Source organism: Kitasatospora sp. NPDC051914 (assembly GCF_040680995.1).
Classification (GTDB): Bacteria; Actinomycetota; Actinomycetes; order Streptomycetales; family Streptomycetaceae; genus Kitasatospora.
This window is the reverse complement of the sequence record NZ_JBFAXX010000163.1, coordinates 1-1,273: the sequence shown is the minus strand read 5'-3', so window position 1 is coordinate 1,273 and position 1,273 is coordinate 1. Positions and strand designations below refer to the sequence as shown.

General features: G+C 68.0%; 2 protein-coding genes. Both read right to left on the bottom strand.

What is annotated here, in order from left to right:
* Nucleotides 1–42: 42 nt before the first annotated feature.
* Nucleotides 43–324 carry a hypothetical protein gene (locus AB0M03_RS39640; protein WP_363501710.1) on the bottom strand — a complete coding sequence of 94 codons (282 nt, stop codon included), beginning with the start codon at nucleotides 322–324 and terminating at the stop codon, nucleotides 43–45.
* Between the two features lie 26 nt (nucleotides 325–350).
* Nucleotides 351–1,225 (bottom strand): IS5 family transposase gene (locus AB0M03_RS39635; RefSeq protein ID WP_363501707.1). Its coding sequence is split into 2 segments (ribosomal slippage): nucleotides 351–878 and nucleotides 881–1,225, totalling 873 coding nucleotides; the frame shifts between segments, so codons are not numbered across the junction.
* Between the last annotated feature and the right edge of the window lie 48 nt (nucleotides 1,226–1,273).

Below are 1,273 nucleotides of genomic sequence, written 5' to 3'. Positions count from 1 at the left end.
CTAGGGTCTGTTGCGAAAGTGGATCAAGGTCGCCCGCGTGGCTCACAGACCACGAATGGCTTCGGCCAGGTCAGGGCCGTAGGAGGCCCAGCAGATGAGCGAGCCGTCGGCGGCGAGCTGCCCCATGAACCACTCGTCGTCAGCTCGGGCGAGGCACAGGTCATGGAAGGAAAGGATGACGTCAGGCTGGAGGACGTCGTAGTCCGCGGAGCCGGGCTGTTCGACAACGACGAGTCGTTCAAGCGAGAGCAGATCCGCTTCGGCGTCGCCGGAGACGGAACGGACCCGCTCGATCGTCCATCCGTCGGGGAGATCTGCGTTCACTGCCGCATGGTCGCACCCAGGGCGCCTCACAGCCATTCGTTTATGGCGGCGACCAGCACCGTCGCGTGATAGCGGACGGCGAGCTTGTCGTACCTCGTGGCGACCGCGCGGTGGCGCTTGAGCCGGTTGATCCCGCACTCGACCGCGTGCCGCTGCTTGTAGTCGTCCTTGTCGAACTGGGGCGGGCGGCCGCCTCGGGAGCCGAGCTTCCGACGGTTGCGGATCTGGTCCGCCTTCTCCGGGATGGTGCACTTCACGCCGCGTCGGCGCAGGTAGGAGCGGTTCGCGCGGGAGCCGTACGCCCTGTCCGCGCGGACCCTGTCCGGCTTCGTGCGGGGGCGGCCGGGGCCGGTCCTGGGCACTCGGATGGCGTCCAGGACCGGCTGGAACTGGGGACTGTCGTGCCGCTGGCCGGCGGTGACGAGCAGGGACAGCGGCTTCTGTCCCTGCTCGACCGCCAGGTGCAGCTTGGTGGTCAGCCCGCCGCGCGAGCGCCCGAGTCCGTGGTCGTCGGGCTCCGTGTCGACGCCACCGGGAGGCTCCTTCTGTAGAGCCCCTTTTTACGCGCTCCAGCGGCATGCTGGTGGGCGCGCGCGATAGTGGAGTCCACACTCACGTCCCACGTGATCAGGCCTTTTGCGTCGGCCTCGGCCTGCAACTGTTCGAAGATGCGCTTCCAGGTGCCGTCACGCTGCCACCGCCGGAACAGGTCGTAGGCCCGGTCCCACGGCCCGTACCGCTCAGGCAGGTCACGCCAGGGCGCCCCGGTCCGAGTCCGCCACCGTATGCCATCGATCAACTGCCGACGAGTCCACGTCCGCGGGCGGCCCGGCTTCTTGCCCACCGGCAGCAACGGCTCCAGCCGCTCCCACTGGCTGTTCGTCAGATCACCACGTCCCACAGACCGTGATCATCTACGACCTTGATCCACTTTCGCAACAGGCCCTAG